Origin of the sequence: Lactobacillus sp. ESL0680, assembly GCF_029392855.1 — a bacterium.
Taxonomy (GTDB): domain Bacteria; phylum Bacillota; class Bacilli; order Lactobacillales; family Lactobacillaceae; genus Lactobacillus.
On the sequence record NZ_CP113945.1, the window covers coordinates 338927 to 355849 of the forward strand.

The window sequence follows — 16923 nt, forward strand, 5'->3', positions numbered from 1 at the left end:
GATTAATAAAAAATGCACCAAGCAGAAGAAATTCTACTTGGTGCATTTTTGTTTAATAATTAATCTTTAAGCGGTAAAACTTTCAATTCCTTACCAGTATGGGTAAATGGTTCAAAGCCGTCTTTAGTAACAACACCGCAGTCTTCAATCCGGACACCAGCAACGCCAGGGATGTAGATTCCAGGTTCAATTGAGAAGCACATGCCTTCCTCAATGATTAGGTCGTTGCCTTGAACGATTGATGGGTATTCGTGCACGTCCTTACCAATTCCGTGGCCCAGTCGATGGATAAAGTATTCACCATAACCTGCCTTAGTAATAATATCACGGGCAACACTATCAATTTCTGCAGCAGTCATTCCCGGACGAACGGCGTCAATTGCGGCTTGTTGAGCTTCACGATCGATTTCGTAAATTTCTCTTTCTTTAGCGCTAGGTTCACCGTAAGCAACAGTACGACTTGCGTCAGAAGCATAGCCGTTGTGCATGGTTCCTAGGTCGAACAAGACTAATTCGTTTGGCTTAATCTTAGTCATTGATGGACCAAGGTGGGGGTTGGCAGCATTAGCACCGGCTTGCACGATGGTTTCGAAACTTTCATGCATGACACCTTTTTGTAATTTTAACTGGTATTCAATTTGACCGGCAATATAACGTTCAGTCACACCAGTTCTAATGGCATCAAAACCAATCTCAAAGGCAAAATCAGCTTCACGACCAGCTGCTTGCAGTTGTTTAATTTCATCAGGTGTCTTATAGAGACGAATCTTAGCGATAAAGTTGGAAACGTCCCCGCTAAAATCGGCATCTGAAAATTGTTCATGAATTAATTGATAATGGGCAACGGATAAATTATTTTTTTCTAAAGCCCACTTGTGATATTCGTTAGTTCTACTTTTAATTTTGTCAGCGATAATTGCCCACGGATTTTCTGAATCGAGGTAACCATAAACGTCACCATTCCAAGCAGAATTTTTGGCTTCTTCGACATTTAGTGCGGGGACAAAGACGAACGGATCCTTGTCTTTAAAGGCCAGCAGAGCAAAAATCCGCTCGTGTGGTTCCATCTCATAACCGGTAAAGTAAGCAATGGTAGTTGGATTAGAAATGTAAGCTACATCATTACCAGAACTTTGTAGCCATTCTTGTAATTTGGTTAAATTCATCTTCATGTTCCTTTCAAATTAAATCTTAATCATGAAAAGTATATCATGTTCTAAGTATGAAAAAATGAAAGAATAACTGTAAACGTTTGCAATATACTGCGATTAGTGGTAAATTCTATATTGAGGATTTTTAAATGGAGGAATTGAAGGATGCGTAAACAGGATATTACAATTTATGATGTTGCTCGGGAGGCTAAGGTCTCAATGGCCACAGTTTCACGGGTGGTTAATGGCAATACAAATGTGCGTAAAGACACACGTGAACGGGTAATGGAGGTAATTAATCGCCTGCACTACCAACCAAATGCCGTTGCGCAAGGTTTGGCTTCTAAGAGAACAACCACTGTTGGTTTGATTGTGCCAGATTTGACCAATCTTTACTTTGCAGAATTGTCAAAGGGGATCGATGATATCGCTTTGCTATATAAATATAATATTATCATTACCAGTATTGAAAACCGCTTAATGCGTGAAGACCAAGCAATTCAAGGTTTATTAAATAAGCAGGTTGATGGTGTGATTTACATGTCAAACTGCCTGCCAAAAGAAGCAGTTGAAGCCTTTAAGCGGACTGACACACCAGTAGTTTTGGCTGGAACCAAGGATAATCACAAGGAATTTCCATCAGTTACAATTGATTACCACAAGGCTGATATTGAAGCTTTGAACTTACTTTACAATGATGGTCGGCGTAACTTAGCCCTAGTTGTTGGGGATGCTGAAGCTGTCGTAAACGCTGACTGCCGTATTCCAGCTTACAAGGAATTTATGGCAGAACATAACTTGGGCGAAGGTAAGATTTATACCAATATTAAGGACCATTCTGATGGTTACAACTTGTATTCACGGATGCGTCAAGATGGGATTGATGGTGTAGTTGTTACCCGCGACATTACTGCTGTTGGTATTTTGAACTCAGCAATTGATGCTGGTCAAAAAGTCCCAGACGACTTAGAAATTATCACGGCAAGTGCAACCCAGATTGCCTCAGTTGTCCGCCCAGCCTTAACTGCAATTCGCCAGCCATTGTATGACATGGGTGCTGTTGCCATGAGAATGTTAACTAAGCTGATGAATAATGAAGAAGTAACAGATACACAAATTGAGTTACCATACGAATTGCTCAAGAAGCAAAGTACGAGCAACCAATAAATTTAACTAAAAAACGATTCACGAGATAGTGAATCGTTTTTTGTTATTTAATTATTTGCATTGTGGCCTTAATTAATTCCGGCGTAGTTTTAGTCGCTGGTGAAGTGAGCGGCAGATAAGCCGTCAGGGCCAGATTATTATAGCGGCTAATTCGCGGCAATTGCCGGTAGCTCCGCCAGCTTTCTTTATCAAAGAAGCCGTAGAAGAGAATGTCTTGCGCTTTAACCCAGCCTAACTTGGTATACAGCCACATGCTCTTGGGACTGCCGTTAAAGTTGGCAATTTTAAAGAGCATGTTGGCTGGCAGATTTTGCTTAGTCTTTGATTGATTGTCAGGGAAACGGTAGATTGGCACTTGCTTTTGTGGTTTAGCGATAATTTGCTTATCTTGGTATGGTGCAATGTCACGTTCAGTTAAATCAAGATTGACAAATTCGGCCGAGATAAACGTCTGGTCTGCAACTTGATAATAAAGCTGATTATGAGCGCGCACGCCATACATGACGTTGAGCCGTTGCCCAGGATAAATATATTTATGCTGTTTGATGCGAACATAGGGGTTCATCATAATTGGCGTTTTGCTTTTGCCAAAATAGATGCCATTTCGGTGAATATCGTACTTGCTGGTGCCTTCTTTAGCCAGTTTATATTTAAAACCGGTAGCTGGGTAATTCGTGACGACGCCGTCGACATTTTTGTTAATCAGCCAGTGCCATAATTCTGGTGATTCGTCCATTTCCGCCCAAACATAGACCTGCTTATCAAGGATGTGCAGCCAGTGGATGAGCCACGGATGGTCTTGAATAACGTCAGATGAGACGTTGACGGCGTTAACTTGCGGCAGGTTGCTGAAATTAATTCGTTTCAAGCTGCCGACAAGCAAGATTAAGTAAGCATCGGGCATCAGCGACCGCAAGTGAAACAAGCTGGCTGCCGAGAATGAATGGATCATGACCCGATTTTCCATGTGGTATTTTTTAATCGTTTGCGCAATTTCGTCTTCTAATTGGTAAGACGGGTCAATTGAGTGGTCGATCTTAGTTTCCAAAACAAATTTTGTGTTTGGACGTTTTTGATAATGACTAAAGAGTTGGTCCAAACTGAGCACATGTTCGCAATTATCATATGTTAATTGACTAAGTGTTTGCCAAGTATTTTGTGATACAATTGCATGTGTATGAGTAACTCGAAATAAATCATCATCATGTGAGACAACCAGAACGCCGTCGGAAGACAGGTGCAGGTCGAGTTCAACGTAATCGGCACCAGAGTTAAAGGCCGAGTCGTCACTCTGAATAGTTTCTTCAGGGTATTTGCTCGGATCGCCTCTGTGGCCGACAACGGTAAAACCGCTGGTCGTGACAAAGATTAAGCTAAAAAAAAGAGCCAGAAGTAGATGGCTAGAACGTTTCATGTGTACACCTCTATCGCTTAATACAATAGCATGGTTGCACATTTTTTGCTATATAGCAAAAGTTTTTATTTCATGTAGGTAGGGTTAATGGAGCAACAAAACGAAGAATTAGATTTAATTGAAGAAATTACCAGAAACGATGGCAGTAAGTACTTTGAGATTTCAAATATTGACCAAAATGGCATTGCCGAATTGGCTGTCGATCATGGCATGATCAAAAATGTGCGGATTTTGCAATTGAACATTCCGAGGACTAAAGCACTAGTTACCTATGAGGAATATATTAATAAAAATTATCATCTAGAAACTCTGACTAACGAAGACGATTGGAAAAATCCGAGTTGGGTTGAATGGGAAAAACCAAAGGGCAAAGTTTTGGAAGCTTATCAGATGATTTTGAAATCCAACCAGATTGGATAGAAGAGCAGCATAATGGAAACACTTCGCATTTTACATACCAATGATTTACATTCACATTTTGAACATTTCCCTAAAATTGGCCGTTATCTAAAAAACGCCCAGCAGGATCAGTCGGTCGATCAAGTCCTAACCTTTGATGCCGGTGATTTTCTAGATCGTTCGCAGCCGTTAACGGATGCAACGTATGGTCAGGCAAATATTGATTTGATGAACTCATTTAATTACGATGCCATTACGATCGGCAATAATGAGGGAATTTCTAATTCTCACGCGGTTGTTGAGCGGCTGTTTGACCGGGCAAAATTCCCGGTGATTTTGGCTAATTTGCGTGAAGAAGATGAGTCAATGCCCCACTGGTGCGTCCAAGACAAGATTTTGACTACTAAAAAGGGAACAAGAATTGCTCTGATTGGCTTGACCGCGGCTTACCCTTTATCTTATGAACCCAATCATTGGCACGTCAAGATGCTGAAAGAAACAATGGATCAGGTTTTGCCAACAATTGCAGGCAAGTATGATGTCTTAATCTTGTTAACTCATGTTGGTCTAAATATGGATCGCTTTTTGGCGGAGAATTATCCTCAAATTGATCTAATTATTGGTGGCCATAGTCATGATTTGTTAAAGCACGGCGAAAAGGTCAATGGCGTTTGGCTGACGCAGACGGGTAAATGGGGCAATTATGTTGGCAACATTCACATGGAACTTGACGACCAGCACCATGTTCAAAAAATTGTGCCTCATGTTGAAGCGACAAGCTTAATGAAGGCAAGACCAAACGACGAAGAAGTAATTGAAAGTTATCATAAGCGCGGCCAAGACATTTTGATGCAGGATAAGGTAGCAGATTTACCGGAAAAATTTGCTAACGATCGTGAAGCTGCAATTCAGATATCGCTTGATGCTATTGCCGACTTTGCAGGGACAGATTTGGCAATGCTTAGTTCGGGTTTGTTTTTAGATCCCTTCAAGAAGGGCATTTTAACGAAATATGACTTGCAAAAGAGCCTACCTCATTCAATGCACGTTGTGCGTTCAACTCTAAAAGGCAGCGATTTGTGGCGGCTAGTCATGGAAATTGAAAAAAACCGGCACTTTCTTGACCACTTCCCGTTGCAGGGCATGAGTTTTCGGGGAAAGATTTTTGGGCAAATGTATTATAAGGGAATTAAGTTTGACCCAATTAGCCGTGTCGTATATGTCAATGGTCAGCAAATTGATCCGCTTAAAGAATATGAAATCGCGGTGCTCGATCATTATGTCTTAGTGCCATTTTTCCCAACTTTAGCAATTGTTGGGGACAACAAGTTCCTATTTCCGCAATTCTTGCGGGAAGTTGTGGGCAACTATTTAGCTGAAAAATATCCGATTGACGGGAAGTGAAATAAATGACGGATAAGACGGTAGCAGACAATCCAAAAAAGACGCAGCGCGATAATAAGTTTACCAAGGACCAGCCGTTGCGGCACCCATTAGCTGTTGTTGGTCAGGATGGCGATCAAGTTAAGATTAACCAGCAGCTGTATCAGGTAATTGTGAATAAGCGTGAGGCTCTGGACATTGAAGTTTTGCGGCAGAAGTATGATCCATACCTTGACCAATATGACTTTTTGGTCGGGGATGTTTCCAGTGAGCATCTGCGGCTAAAGGGCTTTTATAAGGATAATATGCGCACGGCGATTGACCGTAAGGATCAGACGATTGCGGATTATTTAATCGAATACTGTAATCCAGGGACGGGCTACTTTATTTTGCAGCTGATCAGTCCCGTCCATCATTATCATTCTAGCAACCAAAAAACGTGGAATAGCAATTACCGGCAGTCAGGTCACCGCCGAGTGGGTGCTCATCCGAAAAAGAATTCAGCGTTTAAACGGCGGCGTGTGCATAAGACTACTTTTAAGAAAAAAGAAACGGTGGCGGTTAAAAAAGAACACAGCAATCACCATTCTTTTGTCATTAAAAAAAGAAAGGGCAGCAATTAAGTGAAGGATTACCGATTATTTTTGATTGATCTTGATGGCACGATTTATCGCGGTAAGGATACAATTGCTGCTGGCGTGAATTTTGTTCATCGGCTAGAAAAAGCTGGCAAGGACTTTCTGTTCTTGACCAACAACACGACGAGAACGCCGCAAATGGTCGTAGATAAGTTGGCGGGTCATGGGATCAAGACAGACATTAATCACGTTTATACGCCCTGTATGGCGACTGTCAGCTATCTTAAAAAGGAGAGCCCGCAGCTTTCACCGCTTAAATTCTATTTGATTGGTGAAACTGGCCTGTGGCATGAATTTTTGCAGCAAACAGATTTTGAATTGGATCCATATCACCCGGACTATGTAGTGGTGGGGATGGACCGTGATTTGACTTACCGGAAAGTTCAGGTTGCTTCAGATGCTATTAGAAATGGTGCAACTTTTATCGGGACTAATGGGGATGTTAATTTGCCCAGCAATGAGGGATTATTACCGGGCAATGGCTCGCAGTGCGCGATGATTGCTGTTTCTAGCGGCCAAGAACCCTTGTATATTGGCAAACCATCGCCGATTATTGTGGATATGGCGCTAGCAAAAATGCACTGCACTAAGAAGCAGGCAATTTTAGTTGGCGATAATTACGATACCGATATTAAGGCTGGCTTTAATAGTCAAGTTGACCAGTTGTTAGTGACTACTGGCATTACGCAGCTGGACGATATTAAGGATAAGCGTCAGCCAACATACGTAGTTGATAGTTTGGATCAATTTGAATTATGAAGAAGCAAAATAATATTTTTACGATTATCTATCATTTTGTATTTGCGATTACGAGCAGTGTGGTTGGTGCAATTGTTGCCAGCTGGCCGTTACTGCTGGTCTTTGTTATTGTCCAAAAAACCAATCGGACAGTGAAGCTGACAATTGGGCAGGTAATGCACAATTATAATCAGCTGATGTGGTATCTGATTTGGCCTTTTAAACATGTATTGCACATGCGCGATTTGCCAACGTCGTCAATGGCCGCCCAGCACTTTGCGGCGGTGAAAAAACTCTTTGTCTTAGCGATTGTGGCCTTTTTGTGCTGCTTGGTAATTTATCTTTGGAGTAGAAGACAAAAGGGTAACGTGCTAAAGCTAAGTAAAGTTTGGGCACTGCTGTTCTTACTACTGCCAATTGCAATTTTGCCGTTTGCGGTAACAAATTTTGATAGCTTTTTTGTGGTCTTTCATCATTTGTTGTTTGCTGGAAGCAATACCTGGCTGTTTGATCCGGCTACTGATCCGGTTATTAATGTCCTGACAGAAGGTTTTTTTGCCGCATGTTTTGCTGTCGGCGGGATTATTTATGAACTATATTTTGCTGAAAAATTATTACAGCGTTAAAAAAGGAGTTCCTTTAATGGAACTCCTTTTTACGTGTGATGCGCTTTTTTAACGCGACAATTAAAATCGGGATAACAGAAATCAAGATGATTGCTAAGATTAAGATTGAAAAATGATCTTTGACAAACGGGATGTTGCCGAAGAAAAAGCCAATAATGGTGAACAAGCCGCACCAGAGAATACCACCAGCGATGTTGTAAGCTGCAAATTTACCATAATGCATCTTACTGCCGCCGGAAATGAACGGAACAAAAGTCCTAATAAACGGAATGAAACGGCCAATTACGATTGTGATTGGACCGTGACGTTCAAAAAACTTTTCGGCTGCCAAGCGGTTTTTCTGATTAATTAACTTATTGAACCAAGCGTACTTGCTGCCGGCATTAACAGAGCGAGCGCCTAGTTCATAATTACAAGCATCACCTAGGACTGCTGCCAGCAAGACTGTTAGATAAACCAGCCAAATATTGAGTTGGTACTTGGGATTGACGGCCATTGAGCTGGCGGCAAAAATTAGCGAGTCCCCAGGTAGAAACGGAAAGATCACTAGTCCGGTTTCAATAAAAATAATGGCAAATAGGATAAGATAGGTCCAACCGCCAAACTGGTTGACGATTGCGATTAGGTGGTGATCAATGTGCAAAATAAAGTTGATTAACGCCATAAAGTCTCCTAAATACTGGTTGAATGGATAGTTAAAGTTTTTTCTGGGAAAAGTGACCGCATAATTGAGGTAATTGCAATTTGCGCTTCGCCAAAGCCAAGGCCGATAACTGGCACGCGGCCGTCATATGCTGCAGCATCGCCGACAGCATAGATACCAGGCATGTTGGTTTTCATTTCTTGGCTGACCTTGATTTGGCCGCCGCTGGTAGCAACACCCCATTGTTTAACAAAGTTATTGTTGGCGCGAAAGCCATAGGCAACGACAATTTCGTCAAAGGTTTGCTCCACGATGTCGGCTTGTCCCATTTCTTTTAGTCCAATTGTAAGCTGATTATCAACTAACGAACTAGTTTTAGGAAGGTAAGGGGTCAGAATTTCAACATTTTTTAAACTTTTAAGCTGCTGAATACTGGATTCTAAACCGCGGAATTCATTTCGCCGGTGAACAAGCTTAACTTTGGTGTTGGGCTGTTGGGCTAATTCAAGTGCCCAATCAAGCGCGGAATCGCCACCTCCAAAAACGCCGACGACTTTGTCAGCAAATTTTTCGGGCTCTCTTATATAGTAGTGAATGTGTTTTTCACTTTCGCTGTCAACTTTCAGCGGAAACTTTTTAGGTGTAAACGAACCGGTACCGCTGGCAATAATGATACTTTTAACGGCAAATTCGTTGTCAATAATGAAGTAATCATCATCTTTAGCAATTTCACTAACGCGGTGATTCAGCATGAAAGTTGCTTTTTCCTGGGTTTCTTCTGCCAAATGTTCGATTAATTCTTTACCCGTAATTGCATTAAAAACAGGGATGTCAAAAATCTTTTTAAACGGATAAAGCAGCTTGGGCTGCCCACCAACCTCCTTTAACGAATCAAAAATTATCGTTTTTAGTCCATGTAAATGAGCAAAATTTGCGCTAAAGAGTCCAATTGGACCTGCCCCCACGATTGCTATGTCAAATTTTTTTATTTTAAAAACTCCCCTCTAAACGTTGATATAACAACTTTAACATGAAACTAGAAGTAAGTCATTTTAATAATTTTTAAAAAAAGCTTGCAAAAGGGGAGACAAGTTGGTAATATTAATAACTGTCGTCGGGCAAGAGAGCGAAAGGCTTGAGAGCAAGGCGGCGAAATAAAAACTAAGCAAGAGGGCTTGACAAGAGCTCGAAGGTTTAGTAAGATAATAAACGCTGCTGAGGGAGTTGAAAACTTCTTCAACAGGGGGCAGAAAAAACTTCTTGACAAAAGAAAATACTTCTGTTAAAATAAAGAAGCACTGATGTAAGTTATTTACGTCAGTGGGTAGTACCTTGAAAACTGAACAATGTTTTCGCAAAGTGTGCGGGTGTAAGAACCCAAAACAAAAAAGCGAAGTCAATTTCGCAAGCAAATAAATCCGAGATGCAAATCTTGGAACGAATGAGCAAACATTCAAACAAACATTAAAAATGAGAGTTTGATCCTGGCTCAGGACGAACGCTGGCGGCGTGCCTAATACATGCAAGTCGAGCGAGCAATTTTAACAGAATACCTTCGGGTAGGAAGCTAAAAGCGCGAGCGCGGCGGATGGGTGAGTAACACGTGGGTAACCTGCCCTCTAGATTGGGATACCATTTGGAAACAGATGCTAATACCGAATAAGAAGTAAGATCACATGATCTAGCTATGAAAGGCGGCTTTCGAGCTGTCACTAGAGGATGGACCCGCGGTGCATTAGCTAGTTGGTAAGGTAACGGCTTACCAAGGCAATGATGCATAGCCGAGTTGAGAGACTGAACGGCCACATTGGGACTGAGACACGGCCCAAACTCCTACGGGAGGCAGCAGTAGGGAATCTTCCACAATGGACGAAAGTCTGATGGAGCAACGCCGCGTGAGTGAAGAAGGTTTTCGGATCGTAAAGCTCTGTTGTTGGTGAAGAAGGATAGATAGAGTAACTGCTATTTATTTGACGGTAATCAACCAGAAAGTCACGGCTAACTACGTGCCAGCAGCCGCGGTAATACGTAGGTGGCAAGCGTTGTCCGGATTTATTGGGCGTAAAGCGAACGCAGGCGGGAAGACAAGTCAGATGTGAAAGCCCTCGGCTCAACCGGGGAATTGCATCTGAAACTGCCTTTCTTGAGTGCAGAAGAGGAGAGTGGAACTCCATGTGTAGCGGTGGAATGCGTAGATATATGGAAGAACACCAGTGGCGAAGGCGGCTCTCTGGTCTGTAACTGACGCTGAGGTTCGAAAGCATGGGTAGCGAACAGGATTAGATACCCTGGTAGTCCATGCCGTAAACGATGAGTGCTAAGTGTTGGGAGGTTTCCGCCTCTCAGTGCTGCAGCTAACGCATTAAGCACTCCGCCTGGGGAGTACGACCGCAAGGTTAAAACTCAAAGGAATTGACGGGGGCCCGCACAAGCGGTGGAGCATGTGGTTTAATTCGAAGCAACGCGAAGAACCTTACCAGGTCTTGACATCTAGTGCAATTCATAGAGATATGAAGTTCTCTTCGGAGACACTAAGACAGGTGGTGCATGGCTGTCGTCAGCTCGTGTCGTGAGATGTTGGGTTAAGTCCCGCAACGAGCGCAACCCTTATTATTAGTTGCCAGCATTAAGTTGGGCACTCTAATGAGACTGCCGGTGACAAACCGGAGGAAGGTGGGGACGACGTCAAGTCATCATGCCCCTTATGACCTGGGCTACACACGTGCTACAATGGTTAGTACAACGAGGAGCGAACCTGTGAAGGCAAGCGAATCTCTTAAAGCTAATCTCAGTTCGGATTGCACTCTGCAACTCGAGTGCATGAAGCTGGAATCGCTAGTAATCGCGGATCAGAACGCCGCGGTGAATACGTTCCCGGGCCTTGTACACACCGCCCGTCACACCATGAGAGTCTGTAATACCCAAAGCCGGTAGGATAACCCTTCGGGGAGTCAGCCGTCTAAGGTAGGACAGATGATTAGGTGAAGTCGTAACAAGGTAGCCGTAGGAGAACCTGCGGCTGGATCACCTCCTTTCTAAGGAAGAGCGAATAGGTGGAGAGTAGAAATACTAGAGGAAGCCTAGGAGCAACGGAAGCACACGGAGCGAGAACATTGTTTAGTTTTGAGGGTAGTACCTCAAAAAGAATAAAAACAGATACGCAAGAGACGGGCCTATAGCTCAGCTGGTTAGAGCGCACGCCTGATAAGCGTGAGGTCGATGGTTCAAGTCCATTTAGGCCCATTGACATCAGAAGTTATTGACTGTCGAAAGAGTATTTGGGGGCTTAGCTCAGATGGGAGAGCACCTGCTTTGCACGCAGGAGGTCATCGGTTCGATCCCGTTAGCCTCCATTGGGTCGAAAGATCCATTGGTTAGTACATTGAAAACTGAATATAATCCAAGAAAAAACCGAGACACAATCAAAGAGATAATAAACAGATTGCAAGAGCGACCGAGAGAGTATCTTGAGTAAGGTCAAGTAAATAAGGGCGCACGGTGAATGCCTAGGCACAAGAAGGCGAAGAAGGACGCGACTAACAGCGAAATGCTTCGGGGAGTGGTAAGTACACAATGATCCGGAGGTATCCGAATGGGGGAACCCAGTATGAGCAATCATACTACTAGCTGATGAATACATAGTCAGTTAGGGCAAGACGCAGTGAACTGAAACATCTAAGTAGCTGCAGGAAGAGAAAGAAAAATCGATTTCCCAAGTAGCGGCGAGCGAAACGGAAAGAGCCCAAACCAAGTGATTTATCATTTGGGGTTGTAGGACTGTAATAAGGTAGTGCAAGAGATAGCAGAATTATCTGGGAAGGTAAGCCAGAGAGGGTGAGAGCCCCGTAAGCGAAATCGAATGCACACTGAGCAGGATCCTGAGTAGGCCGGAACACGAGGAATTCCGGTTGAAGCAGCGAGGACCATCTCGCAAGGCTAAATACTAATTTGTGACCGATAGTGAACCAGTACCGTGAGGGAAAGGTGAAAAGAACCCCGGAAGGGGAGTGAAATAGAACCTGAAACCGTGTGCCTACAAGTAGTCAGAGCCCATTAAAGGGTGATGGCGTGCCTTTTGTAGAATGAACCGGCGAGTTACGTTAACTAGCGAGGTTAAGTCAGAAAAGACGGAGCCGCAGCGAAAGCGAGTCTGAATAGGGCGAGAGAGTTAGTTGATGTAGACCCGAAACCAAGTGACCTACCCATGGCCAGGTTGAAGGTGCGGTAAAACGCACTGGAGGACCGAACCCACGTAAGTTAAAAATTGCGGGGATGAGCTGTGGGTAGCGGTGAAATTCCAAACGAACTTGGAGATAGCTGGTTCTCTCCGAAATAGCTTTAGGGCTAGCCTGGTGCGAGGATGATAATGGAGGTAGAGCTCTGTTTGGACGAAGGGCCCGTCAGGGGTTACTGAATTCAGATAAACTGCGAATTCCAGATATCAAAGCACTGGAGTCAGACTGCGAGTGATAAGATCCGTAGTCGAAAGGGAAACAGCCCAGATCACCAGTTAAGGTCCCAAAATCTATGCTAAGTGGAAAAGGATGTGGAGTTGCGTAGACAACTAGGATGTTGGCTCAGAAGCAGCCATCATTAAAAGAGTGCGTAATAGCTCACTAGTCGAGTGACGCTGCGCCGAAAATTTACCGGGGCTAAGCATAGTACCGAAACTGTGGATGTGTAGTAATACACGTGGTAGGAGAGCGTTCTAAATGCGGTGAAGGCTAATCGAGAGGATAGTTGGAGCGTTTAGAAGTGAGAATGCCGGTATGAGTAGCGAAAGACAGGTGAGAATCCTGTCCGCCGAAAGACTAAGGTTTCCTGGGGCAGGCTCGTCCGCCCAGGGTAAGTCGGGACCTAAGGTAAGGCCGAGAGGCGTAGCCGATGGACAACAGGTAGAGATTCCTGTACTGCGTTAAATCGTTAATAGCGAAGGAGGGACGCAGGAGGCAAGGAACGCATGGCGCTGGAAGCCCATGTTCAAGCAACAAGTGTGAGAGTGAGTTAAATGCTTGCTTTCAATAAGCACAAGTTGTGATGAGGAGCGAAATAAAGTAGCGAAGGTTCTGTAGTCACACTGCCAAGAAAAGCTTCTAGTGAGAGATAACGTACCCGTACCGCAAACCGACACAGGTAGTCGAGTGGAGAACACTAAGGTGAGCGAGAGAACTCTCGTTAAGGAACTCGGCAAAATCGCCCCGTAACTTCGGAAGAAGGGGTGCTGGTGTAACAGCCAGCCGCAGTGAATAGGCCCAAACAACTGTTTATCAAAAACACAGGTATCTGCAAAGTCGTAAGACGACGTATAGGTGCTGACACCTGCCCGGTGCTGGAAGGTTAAGGAGAGAGCTTAGTCATTAAGACGAAGGTTCGAACTGAAGCCCCAGTAAACGGCGGCCGTAACTATAACGGTCCTAAGGTAGCGAAATTCCTTGTCGGGTAAGTTCCGACCTGCACGAAAGGTGTAATGATTTGGGCACTGTCTCAACGAGAGACTCGGTGAAATTATAATACCCGTGAAGATGCGGGTTACCCGCGACAGGACGGAAAGACCCCATGGAGCTTTACTGCAATTTGATATTGGGTAGCTGTTAAACATGTACAGGATAGGTAGGAGCCAGAGAAGATAGGACGCTAGTCTTATTGGAGGCAATGTTGGGATACTACCCTTGTTTGATGGCTACTCTAACTAGTATCTCTAAGCGAGATATAGGACAGTGTCAGATGGGCAGTTTGACTGGGGCGGTCGCCTCCTAAAGAGTAACGGAGGCGCCCAAAGGTTCCCTCAGAATGGTTGGAAATCATTCACAGAGTGTAAAGGTATAAGGGAGCTTGACTGCGAGAGAGACAACTCGAGCAGGGACGAAAGTCGGGCTTAGTGATCTGGTGGTACCGCATGGAAGGGCCATCACTCAACGGATAAAAGCTACCCTGGGGATAACAGGCTTATCTCCCCAAGAGTTCACATCGACGGGGAGGTTTGGCACCTCGATGTCGGCTCGTCGCATCCTGGGGCTGAAGTTGGTCCCAAGGGTTGGGCTGTTCGCCCATTAAAGCGGCACGCGAGCTGGGTTCAGAACGTCGTGAGACAGTTCGGTCCCTATCCGTCGTGGGCGTTGGAAATTTGAGAGGAGCTGTCCTTAGTACGAGAGGACCGGGATGGACATACCGCTGGTGTACCAGTTGTCTTGCCAAAGGCATCGCTGGGTAGCTAAGTATGGCAGGGATAAGCGCTGAAAGCATCTAAGTGCGAAGCCCCCCTCAAGATGAGATTTCCCATACGTAAGTAGTAAGACACCTCTAAGACTAAGAGGTAGATAGGCTAGGAGTGGAAGAGTCGTGAGACTTGGAGCGGACTAGTACTAATCAGTCGAGGACTTGACCAGAGCTTGAGCAATCTGGAGAGTGTAAGAAAGTTTTTTCAAGAGATTATATTTAGTTTTGAGTGTAAGAACTCAAACAAAAAAGTACGGTGGCAATAGCAAGAAGGAAACACCTGTAACCATGTCGAACACAGTAGTTAAGCTTCTTCACGCCGAGAGTAGTTGGTGGGAGACTGCCTGCGAGGGTAGGACGCTGCCGTGCTTTGGAGGATTAGCTCAGCTGGGAGAGCATCTGCCTTACAAGCAGGAGGTCACAGGTTCGAGCCCTGTATCCTCCATACCGAGTCGTTAGCTCAGTCGGTAGAGCATCTGACTTTTAATCAGAGGGTCGACGGTTCAAGCCCGTCACGACTCATGGCCCCATTTTGCGGGTGTGGCGGAATTGGCAGACGCGCTAGATTTAGGTTCTAGTGTTTCAGGACGTGTGGGTTCAAGTCCCACCACCCGTATTTGCCAATATTATATACCATATTTACATCTTGCCGATTTAGCTCAGTTGGTAGAGCATCTGTCTTGTAAACAGGGGGTCGTACGTTCAAATCGTATAATCGGCATTTATATATTACGCGGAAGTAGTTCAGTGGTAGAACATCACCTTGCCATGGTGGGGGTCGCGGGTTCGAATCCCGTCTTCCGCTTCATTACTTGCCGGGGTGGCGGAATTGGCAGACGCACGGGACTTAAAATCCCGCGATTGGTTTCAATCGTACCGGTTCGACTCCGGTCCTCGGCATATAATGACGCGCCCTTAGCGCAACTGGATAGAGTGTCTGACTACGAATCAGAAGGTTGAAGGTTCAAATCCTTCAGGGCGCATTATCTCGGGAAGTGGCTCAGTTTGGTAGAGCACCTGGTTTGGGACCAGGGGGTCGCAGGTTCGAATCCTGTCTTCCCGATTGTAATCTTATATTGGTTACTTTAATATTTTTTGGCGGTGTAGCTCAGCTGGCTAGAGCGTCCGGTTCATACCCGGGAGGTCGAGGGTTCGATCCCCCCCGCCGCTATACTAGAGCTTGGACCTTTAGCTCAGTTGGTTAGAGCAGACGGCTCATAACCGTCCTGTCGTAGGTTCGAGTCCTACAAGGTCCATAAACTGGATTTTGTACTTTTATTTTTTAAACATCGCGGGATGGAGCAGTTAGGTAGCTCGTCGGGCTCATAACCCGAAGGTCGGTGGTTCAAATCCATCTCCCGCAATATGGTCCATTGGAGCAGTGGTTTATCTCGTCTCCCTGTCACGGAGAAGATCATCAGTTCAAATCTGATATGGACCGTAAGATGGCTCGGTAGCTCAGTTGGTAGAGCAAAGGATTGAAGCTCCTTGTGTCGGCGGTTCGATTCCGTCCCGCGCCATTATATTAATTTGTTGCGGGTATGGTTTAGTGGTAAAACGAAAGCCTTCCAAGCTTTAGTCGCGAGTCCGATTCTCGTTACCCGCTTTAATGGGCCTATAGCTCAGCTGGTTAGAGCGCACGCCTGATAAGCGTGAGGTCGATGGTTCAAGTCCATTTAGGCCCATTGGAGACTTACTCAAGTGGCTGAAGAGGCGCCCCTGCTAAGGGTGTAGATCGGGTTATTCCGGTGCGAGAGTTCGAATCCCTCAGTCTCCGTAGTATAAGCGAATCTTGTTAATTCAAGATTCGCTTTTTTTGTTTTCTTTACTTTAAATTGCTTATTCTGTTTCTTATATATGAAGAAACGATTGATAAATAACGTATAGTTGTGGTTACTATTGCAAATAGCAAAAATAATATCAAAGAGCGATGAGCGTTAATTTTCCAATTAATAGCTTATAGGGGAGAATAACGGCAATATTAAGTTTATTCATGAGCTTTGAGATAAAGTGGCTAAAAAGGCATTAAAATTAAGTTATACATAATTTATTTGTTATGAAGCAAAGCAAGCAAACTGTTAAGTAGCAATTATAGATAATGATTAGAAATTTCTTTTTAACTAACATTAGTCAGCAATAAAAATTAATTCTATAGGTGAAATAATCTTGTTGACACTAATAATTAGCAGCCAAATTGCTATTAGCTCTAGGAAATTAGCTAAAAAATGATATATAAAAGCATTGATAAATTAGGCTTAATGCGCTTTCTAAATAAAAAACAAAATATTTTTGCATAAAAGTCTTGCAAGATGACGACTAATCCTGTATTATTAATAACGTTGTGATTGAGGTATCGCTTGATAGCTCTGAATTACAAAAATAAAACAGTTGACTTTTTAATCAATATTAGGTATTATAATTAAGCGTCTTATATATTAAGAAGAAAACAAATATGACCCGTTGGTCAAGTGGTTAAGACATCGCCCTTTCACGGCGGTAACATGGGTTCAAATCCCGTACGGGTCATTACCAACAGTATTGGTATTTT

Annotated in this window: 10 protein-coding genes, 19 tRNA genes and 3 rRNA genes; 28 read left to right on the forward strand and 4 right to left on the reverse strand. The window is 44.0% G+C overall.

All coding sequences use genetic code 11. The features are described from left to right. Positions 1-59: 59 nt before the first annotated feature. Positions 60-1166, reverse strand: a complete 1107-nt coding sequence (locus OZX58_RS01685) for a Xaa-Pro peptidase family protein (RefSeq protein WP_277141228.1) — start codon at positions 1164-1166, stop codon at positions 60-62. A gap of 150 nt (positions 1167-1316) precedes the next feature. On the opposite strand from OZX58_RS01685, the gene OZX58_RS01690 reads away from it, so the two are divergent. Further along, positions 1317-2318: a substrate-binding domain-containing protein gene (locus OZX58_RS01690; protein WP_277141229.1), complete on the forward strand. Its 1002-nt coding sequence runs from the start codon at positions 1317-1319 to the stop codon at positions 2316-2318. Between the two features lie 43 nt (positions 2319-2361). Here OZX58_RS01690 and OZX58_RS01695 read toward each other — a convergent pair whose 3' ends face one another. Next, entirely contained in the window at positions 2362-3732 is a 1371-nt protein-coding gene (locus OZX58_RS01695) for a glycerophosphodiester phosphodiesterase (RefSeq protein ID WP_277141230.1), read from the reverse strand. Between the two features lie 87 nt (positions 3733-3819). Here OZX58_RS01695 and OZX58_RS01700 point away from each other — a divergent pair, with 87 nt between their 5' ends. From OZX58_RS01700 to OZX58_RS01720, 5 genes are read left to right on the forward strand one after another with little or no spacing between them, the layout of a single operon-like run. Then, on the forward strand, positions 3820-4152 hold the full coding sequence (locus OZX58_RS01700) for a hypothetical protein (RefSeq protein ID WP_277141231.1): 333 nt from the start codon (positions 3820-3822) through the stop codon (positions 4150-4152). 12 nt (positions 4153-4164) lie between these two features. Next, positions 4165-5535 carry a bifunctional UDP-sugar hydrolase/5'-nucleotidase gene (locus OZX58_RS01705; protein WP_277141232.1) on the forward strand — a complete coding sequence of 457 codons (1371 nt, stop codon included), beginning with the start codon at positions 4165-4167 and terminating at the stop codon, positions 5533-5535. 5 nt (positions 5536-5540) lie between these two features. Then, positions 5541-6137: a YutD family protein gene (locus tag OZX58_RS01710; protein ID WP_277141233.1), complete on the forward strand. Its 597-nt coding sequence runs from the start codon at positions 5541-5543 to the stop codon at positions 6135-6137. After that, positions 6138-6911: a TIGR01457 family HAD-type hydrolase gene (locus OZX58_RS01715; RefSeq protein WP_277141234.1), complete on the forward strand. Its 774-nt coding sequence runs from the start codon at positions 6138-6140 to the stop codon at positions 6909-6911. Continuing rightward, positions 6908-7516: a TIGR01906 family membrane protein gene (locus OZX58_RS01720; RefSeq protein WP_277141235.1), complete on the forward strand. Its 609-nt coding sequence runs from the start codon at positions 6908-6910 to the stop codon at positions 7514-7516. The genes OZX58_RS01715 and OZX58_RS01720 overlap by 4 nt, the downstream gene beginning before the upstream one ends. A gap of 13 nt (positions 7517-7529) precedes the next feature. Here OZX58_RS01720 and OZX58_RS01725 read toward each other — a convergent pair whose 3' ends face one another. Beyond that, the gene (locus OZX58_RS01725; protein WP_277141236.1) at positions 7530-8180 is read right to left on the reverse strand and encodes a VTT domain-containing protein; all 651 of its coding nucleotides are present in this window, start codon (positions 8178-8180) and stop codon (positions 7530-7532) included. An 8-nt stretch (positions 8181-8188) separates the two neighbouring features. Next, complete coding sequence (locus OZX58_RS01730; protein WP_277141237.1) at positions 8189-9124, reverse strand: NAD(P)/FAD-dependent oxidoreductase; 936 nt, start codon at positions 9122-9124, stop codon at positions 8189-8191. 501 nt (positions 9125-9625) lie between these two features. Between OZX58_RS01730 and OZX58_RS01735 the strand changes: the two genes are divergently transcribed. From OZX58_RS01735 to OZX58_RS01840, 22 genes are all read left to right on the forward strand, one after another. After that, positions 9626-11194 (forward strand): 16S ribosomal RNA (locus OZX58_RS01735). Positions 11195-11328: 134 nt separating this feature from the next. Continuing rightward, a tRNA-Ile gene (locus OZX58_RS01740) sits at positions 11329-11402 on the forward strand. A gap of 37 nt (positions 11403-11439) precedes the next feature. Continuing rightward, positions 11440-11512 (forward strand) — tRNA-Ala (locus tag OZX58_RS01745). A 122-nt stretch (positions 11513-11634) separates the two neighbouring features. Next, positions 11635-14545, forward strand: a 23S ribosomal RNA gene (locus OZX58_RS01750). 82 nt (positions 14546-14627) lie between these two features. Then, positions 14628-14744 (forward strand): 5S ribosomal RNA (gene rrf, locus OZX58_RS01755). The 16S, 23S and 5S rRNA genes sit together here with 18 tRNA genes alongside, the layout of an rRNA operon. Positions 14745-14747: 3 nt before the next feature. Further along, positions 14748-14820 (forward strand) — tRNA-Val (locus tag OZX58_RS01760). Positions 14821-14824: 4 nt separating this feature from the next. Beyond that, positions 14825-14897, forward strand: a tRNA-Lys gene (locus OZX58_RS01765). A 12-nt stretch (positions 14898-14909) separates the two neighbouring features. Next, a tRNA-Leu gene (locus OZX58_RS01770) sits at positions 14910-14991 on the forward strand. A 32-nt stretch (positions 14992-15023) separates the two neighbouring features. Beyond that, positions 15024-15096, forward strand: a tRNA-Thr gene (locus tag OZX58_RS01775). Positions 15097-15108: 12 nt separating this feature from the next. After that, positions 15109-15180 (forward strand) — tRNA-Gly (locus OZX58_RS01780). 9 nt (positions 15181-15189) lie between these two features. Further along, positions 15190-15275, forward strand: a tRNA-Leu gene (locus OZX58_RS01785). Positions 15276-15284: 9 nt separating this feature from the next. Further along, positions 15285-15358, forward strand: a tRNA-Arg gene (locus OZX58_RS01790). 6 nt (positions 15359-15364) lie between these two features. Continuing rightward, positions 15365-15438, forward strand: a tRNA-Pro gene (locus OZX58_RS01795). Positions 15439-15472: 34 nt separating this feature from the next. After that, positions 15473-15546 (forward strand) — tRNA-Met (locus OZX58_RS01800). Positions 15547-15557: 11 nt separating this feature from the next. Beyond that, positions 15558-15631, forward strand: a tRNA-Ile gene (locus OZX58_RS01805). A gap of 34 nt (positions 15632-15665) precedes the next feature. Next, positions 15666-15739 (forward strand) — tRNA-Met (locus tag OZX58_RS01810). A gap of 3 nt (positions 15740-15742) precedes the next feature. Continuing rightward, a tRNA-Asp gene (locus OZX58_RS01815) sits at positions 15743-15816 on the forward strand. Between the two features lie 6 nt (positions 15817-15822). Beyond that, positions 15823-15895 (forward strand) — tRNA-Phe (locus tag OZX58_RS01820). A gap of 15 nt (positions 15896-15910) precedes the next feature. Further along, positions 15911-15981: transfer RNA gene (locus OZX58_RS01825), tRNA-Gly, on the forward strand. A 5-nt stretch (positions 15982-15986) separates the two neighbouring features. Next, positions 15987-16060 (forward strand) — tRNA-Ile (locus tag OZX58_RS01830). A gap of 2 nt (positions 16061-16062) precedes the next feature. After that, positions 16063-16152 (forward strand) — tRNA-Ser (locus OZX58_RS01835). Between the two features lie 677 nt (positions 16153-16829). Next, a tRNA-Glu gene (locus OZX58_RS01840) sits at positions 16830-16901 on the forward strand. The last annotated feature ends 22 nt before the right edge of the window (positions 16902-16923 follow it).

Coding starts and splice junctions, on each gene's coding strand:
- OZX58_RS01725 (WP_277141236.1), bottom strand. CDS start 8,180: ATGGCGTTAATCAACTTTATTTTGCACATTGATCACCACCTAATCGCA.
- OZX58_RS01720 (WP_277141235.1), top strand. CDS start 6,908: ATGAAGAAGCAAAATAATATTTTTACGATTATCTATCATTTTGTATTT.
- OZX58_RS01705 (WP_277141232.1), top strand. CDS start 4,165: ATGGAAACACTTCGCATTTTACATACCAATGATTTACATTCACATTTT.
- OZX58_RS01695 (WP_277141230.1), bottom strand. CDS start 3,732: ATGAAACGTTCTAGCCATCTACTTCTGGCTCTTTTTTTTAGCTTAATC.
- OZX58_RS01690 (WP_277141229.1), top strand. CDS start 1,317: ATGCGTAAACAGGATATTACAATTTATGATGTTGCTCGGGAGGCTAAG.
- OZX58_RS01710 (WP_277141233.1), top strand. CDS start 5,541: ATGACGGATAAGACGGTAGCAGACAATCCAAAAAAGACGCAGCGCGAT.
- OZX58_RS01685 (WP_277141228.1), bottom strand. CDS start 1,166: ATGAATTTAACCAAATTACAAGAATGGCTACAAAGTTCTGGTAATGAT.
- OZX58_RS01700 (WP_277141231.1), top strand. CDS start 3,820: ATGGAGCAACAAAACGAAGAATTAGATTTAATTGAAGAAATTACCAGA.